Source organism: Aeromicrobium sp. CnD17-E, assembly GCF_024124745.1.
Classification (GTDB): domain Bacteria; phylum Actinomycetota; class Actinomycetes; order Propionibacteriales; family Nocardioidaceae; genus Aeromicrobium.
Genome location: NZ_JAMXRU010000157.1, coordinates 1 through 4,916, shown reverse-complemented (window position 1 = coordinate 4,916; position 4,916 = coordinate 1). Strand labels below are relative to the sequence as shown.

Genomic DNA, 4,916 nt, shown 5'->3' with positions numbered 1-4,916 from the left:
GGGCGGCTGCGGGCTGGCGCTGCGGCGGGGCGTCGAAGTTTCTCGCCGGCAGGTAGGTCTGGATGACGCCCATGGCGTCCTTCCACATCGGGCCCGACAGCGACGAACCGCCAGCCTGCGAGAAGTTGACGGGCACGCCGTTCAGGGTGACGCCCACCAGGCTGGCCGGGTTGTCGGCGCTGTTGACGCCGGAGATCATCGCCGCCGCCGAGAGCGTGGGCGTGTAGCCGACGTACCAGACGGACTGGCTGCTGTTCGTCGTACCGGTCTTGGCGGCCGAGTCGATGTTCAGCGCGGTGCCGTTCTGGAAGCCGAACCCGCCCGGCTGCTGGAGGCCGCGCAGGATGTCGTTGACCTGGGCCGCGACCTCGCGGCTCATGACGCGCTTGCAGCTCTCGGGGTACTTCTTGAGCACCTCGCCGTTCGCGCTGAGGATCTCATCGACGGGGCGCGGCGTGCAGTAGGTGCCACCCGACGCCGCCGTGGCGTAGGCGGCTGCCATCTGCAACGTCGAGACGGGAGAGACCCCCAGCGTGAAGGACGGGAACTGCCAGTCCTTCGCGTTGCTGATCCCCATCGACTCCGCCGTCCTGATCGTGTCGCAGAGTCCGGTGTCCGCCTCGAGCTGGGCGAAGTAGGTGTTGATGGAACGGCGGAGCCCCGTGTACATGTTGAACGTGCCCTGGCCGGTCGAGTTCTTCAGCGAGTACGACCCCGCGTTGAGCCCCTCGCAGGTGAAGTAGCGTCCGGCGGGGACCGTGATCGTCTGCGGCGAGTTGTAGGTCTTCCCGACAGGGATCCCCTTCTTCAGGGCAGCGACGGTCGTGAAGAACTTGAACGTCGAGCCGCCCTGGAACCCGCTGGACTGGCCGAACTCGGTCGGCACCGAGAAGTTCAGGAACGTCTGTCCGCGCTTCTCGTCGCGACCCATGGGTCGCGACTGCGCGACGCCGCGGACGTTGCCCGTGCCGGGCTCGACCAGCGCCATCGAGCCGACCGCGCGGTCACGCGCGCCGACCCGCTTGGTGACGGCCGCGTTGATGGCCTTCTGCATGCGCACGTCGATGGTCGACTTGATGGTCAGGCCGCCCTTCTCGAGCAGGGTGCGGCGCTCGTCGACGGTCTTGCCGAGCGCCTCGTCCTCGAGGAGGTACTGACGGATGTAGTCGCAGGAGAACGCGGCGACGGACTCGACGCAGCCGTTCGGGAAGCGCGTGAGCTTGAGGTCGAGCGGGGAGGCGATCAGCTTGTCGGCCTCGGCCTGGCTGATCTTGCCCTGCGTCGCCATGACCTGGATGACCGTGTTGCGGCGCTGGAGCGCCCGCTCGGGGTAGATGCGCGGGTTGAACTGCTCGGGGTTCTTCACCAGGCCGGCCAGCGTGGCGGCCTGCTTGACCGACAGCTTCTCCGGCGGGACCGAGAAGTAGTGGTAGGCGGCGGCGTTGATGCCGTACGCGCTGTCGCCGAAGTAGGCGATGTTGAGGTAGCGCTCCAGGATGTCCTTCTTGGAGTGCTCCTCCTCGTACTTGATGGCGAGCTTGAGCTCACGCACCTTGCGGGCCGTCGACTTCTCCGTGGCGGCCTTGATCTGCTCGCGCGTGGTGGCCTGCTGCACCAGCGACAGCTTCACCAGCTGCTGCGTGATGGTCGAGCCACCCTGGGTCTGGCCGTCGGAGGCGTTGTTGACGAGGGCGCGCAGCGTGCCCTTGAGGTCGAGTGCCCCGTGCTCGTAGAAGCGGTTGTCCTCGATCGAGACGATCGCCTCCTGCATCGTCTTGGCGATGCTGTCGAGGGGGACGTCCTGGCGGTTCTCCTCGTAGAAGTAGGCCAGGAGGCTGCCGTCGGCCGCGTACAGACGCGTGGTCTGCGGGTTCGGCGCGTCGTCGAGCTCGAGCGGCAGGTCGACGACGTCGCGCGTGACGTCGTTGGCCGTGGCTGCGAAGAAGGCGGTGCCGGGGATGACCACGGCGGCGGAGAGCACGCCGGCAGCCACGGCCAGCACGATCATGGTGCCGATCAGCGAGGCGCGGCTGGACGTGCGCGGCGGTGTCTGGGCGATCCGCCGGACGTTGTCGGTGAGGTCGTCCCAAGGCATACGCCCCAGGATACGGGCCGATCCTGAGGATCGACGGAGGCGCGGAGGGGCCTGCGCCGGTGCGGCATCCCGGGACGGCCCAGGACCATAGTCCCTTCGGGCCATGTGAAGTTGGGCACTGTGGAGTCTGCCGCCGGATCAGCCGGATCCTTAGCGTTCTCTTTGTTAGAGAAACCTTGTCGGCCTCGGGGCCGGCTCTCGGGAGGTTGATCACCATGGGGTGGAACGAGAACTGGGCGGGTCAAGCCGCCTGCCGTGGCAAGTCCGACGCGCTGTTCGTCAAGGGCGCCGAGCAGAACCGCGCCAAGCAGGTCTGCGGATCGTGCAACGTCCGGGCCGAGTGCCTGGCCGAGGCGCTGGACAACCGCATCGAGTGGGGCGTCTGGGGCGGCATGACCGAGCGCGAGCGTCGCGCCCTGCTGCGTCGTCGCCCGAACGTGGCGGCCTGGCGCAGCGTCCTGCAGACCGCCTGACGTCCTCAGCGCCGGACGCGGTCAGCGTCCGGCGATCAGGTCGCCGATGCGGCGCAGCCCGTCGAGGTCGTGGACGTCGGTCGGCAGTGCCGCGACGGGCACGGTCGGCACCGTCGGGTGGCTGCCGGTGAACCGGCGCTGCACCTTCTCCTCGCGCGCGGCGACGCGCTCGCGGTCGGCGTGCACGTCGAGCAGCTCGGCGACCGACTCCTCGTCGGCGGCCCGCAGCCGGGTCGCGCCGCTCTCGGCGTCGGCGGCGGTGAGTCCGCCGGCGGCGCGCTCGTGCACGCGGTTGACGACGAGCCCGGCCAGGGGCATGTCCTCCGCGGCGAGCCGCTCGACGAAGTAGGCGGCCTCGCGCATGGCGTCGGCCTCCGGCGCTGCGACCACCAGGAAGGCGGTGCCGTCGGCCTGCAGGAGCGAGTAGGTGGCCTCGGCGCGCTGGCGGAACCCGCCGAAGAGCGTGTCGAAGGCGGCCACGAACGTCTGCACGTCGGACAGCACCTGGGCGCCGAGCACCTTGTTGAGGGCGCTGGTGACGATGCCGAACCCGGCGCTCAGCAGCCGTGCCGGACCCTTCGCGGGCGCGAGCAGCAGCTTGATGAAGCGGCCGTCGAGCAGGCTCGACAGCCGCTCGGGCGCGTCGAGGAAGTCGAGCGCCGACCGCGAGGGCGGTGTGTCGACGACGATCAGGTCCCAGTCGGGGACGTCGGGGTCCTCGCTCGCGGCGGCGTGCAGCTGCCCGAGCTTCTCCATCGCCATGTACTCCTGCGTCCCGGCAAAGGAGCTCGACAGGGCGACGTAGAACGGGTTCTGCAGGATCTGCTGCGCCTTCTCGGGCGTCGCGTGCGCCTCGACGACCTCGTCGAAGGTGCGCTTCATGTCGAGCATCATCGCGTCGAGCGACCCACCGGCCGTCGTGTCGACGTCGGCCACCGGGCGCGGCACGTTGTCGAGCTCGGTCAGGCCCATCGACTGCGCGAGACGTCGCGCGGGGTCGATGGTGAGGACGCAGACCCGCCGGCCCTGCTCGGCCGCGCGCAGCGCGAGCGCGGCGGACGTCGTGGTCTTGCCGACACCGCCCGAGCCGCAGCAGACGATGATCTGGGTGCCGCGGTCGGCCAGCAGCGCGTCGACGTCGACCCGTCCGGCCTCCGACCCGGGCAGGCCGCGCGCGGGCGTGCGCGAACGACGGCCGGTGGCGGCGGTGGCGGGACGCTTGCTCATCGCGCGGTCTCCTGGGTCGAGGTGCCGACCGTGTCGCGCAGCACGCGCGCCAGCTCGAACAGCGCCCCCTGGTCGACGCCGTCGCCCAGCAGCGGGAGCTCGACGACCGGACGGCCGCAGTCGCCGATCACCTCGCGCTGCTGCTCCTGCAGCACCTGGCGCTCGACGTGGGCACGGGCCTGGGCGAGCAGGGGGCCGGCAGCGTCGGGGGACAGCGAGACCGACCGCAGCGCCGCGGCCACCGCCGTCTCGTCGAGGCTGCCCGCGTCGAGGGCGTCGCGGGTCGGGGCCGTCACGAGCTCGGGTCGCACGAGGTTGAGCAGCACGCGACCGACGGGCAGCTCGGCCGCCTTCAGCTCCGCGATGCCGTCGAGGGTCTCCTGCACGGGCATCTCCTCGAGCACGGTGACCAGGTGCACCTGCGTGCTGGGGGCGCGCATGAGCTGCATGATCGACTCGGCCTGCCGCTTGATCGGGCCGACCTTCGCGAGCCCGGCGACCTCGTGGTTGACGTTGAGGAACCGGGTGATGCGGCCCGTCGGCGGGGCGTCCATGACGATCGCGTCGTAGCGGTCGGCGCCGGTGCGGCGGGCAACCTCGTAGACCTTGCCGGTGAGCAGCACGTCGCGCACGCCCGGGGCGATGGTCGTGGCGAAGTCGATGATGCCGAACTTGTCGAGCGCCTTTCCGGCCCGACCGAGCCGGTAGAACATCTGCAGGTACTCCAGCAGCGCGGCCTCGGGGTCGATGGCCAGCGCGTGCACGGCACCGCCGTCGAGGCCGGTGGCGATGCGGCGCTCCTCGTAGGGCAGCGGCGCGACGTCGAAGAGCTGCGCGATGCCCTGACGACCCTCGACCTCGCACAGCAGCACCCTTCGGCCGCGGGCGGCGAGCGAGGTGGCCAGCGCGGCGGCCACCGTGGTCTTGCCGGTGCCTCCCTTGCCGGTCACGACGTGCAGCGGGGTCCAGAGGGTCACACGTCGAGGGTATCGACGCGTCGCGCAGGTGCGAGCCGAACGACGGTGAGGAGGCCCACGCCCGCCGGCGGGGTCAGCTGGCCCGGCGCCGCGTGCTGGACGAGCCGCGTGCGGGGGGTTGGGTGCGCTGCGCCGCGGGCCGCG

Annotated in this window: 4 protein-coding genes; 1 reads left to right on the top strand and 3 read right to left on the bottom strand. The window is 70.8% G+C overall.

Features of this window, described 5'->3' with window-relative positions; translation table 11 throughout:
- Positions 1-2,095, bottom strand: a 2,095-nt coding sequence (locus NH339_RS17250) for a transglycosylase domain-containing protein (protein ID WP_253027237.1), incomplete at its 3' end; no start/stop codon positions are given.
- A gap of 215 nt (positions 2,096-2,310) precedes the next feature.
- Here NH339_RS17250 and NH339_RS17245 point away from each other — a divergent pair.
- Complete coding sequence (locus NH339_RS17245) at positions 2,311-2,568, top strand: WhiB family transcriptional regulator (protein WP_067853809.1); 258 nt, start codon at positions 2,311-2,313, stop codon at positions 2,566-2,568.
- A gap of 21 nt (positions 2,569-2,589) precedes the next feature.
- Here NH339_RS17245 and NH339_RS17240 read toward each other — a convergent pair whose 3' ends face one another.
- Together NH339_RS17240 and NH339_RS17235 are read right to left on the bottom strand one after the other, a co-directional pair.
- Positions 2,590-3,795, bottom strand: a complete 1,206-nt coding sequence (locus NH339_RS17240; RefSeq protein WP_253027236.1) for an ArsA family ATPase — start codon at positions 3,793-3,795, stop codon at positions 2,590-2,592.
- Positions 3,792-4,772, bottom strand: coding sequence for an ArsA-related P-loop ATPase (locus NH339_RS17235; RefSeq protein WP_253027235.1), 981 nt, complete (start codon positions 4,770-4,772; stop codon positions 3,792-3,794). The genes NH339_RS17240 and NH339_RS17235 overlap by 4 nt, the downstream gene beginning before the upstream one ends.
- Positions 4,773-4,916 lie beyond the last annotated feature (144 nt).

What these genes read in the sequence shown, in the direction of transcription:
- NH339_RS17245 (WP_067853809.1), top strand. Translation starts at nt 2,311, where the DNA reads ATGGGGTGGAACGAGAACTGGGCGGGTCAAGCCGCCTGCCGTGGCAAG.
- NH339_RS17240 (WP_253027236.1), bottom strand. Translation starts at nt 3,795, where the DNA reads ATGAGCAAGCGTCCCGCCACCGCCGCCACCGGCCGTCGTTCGCGCACG.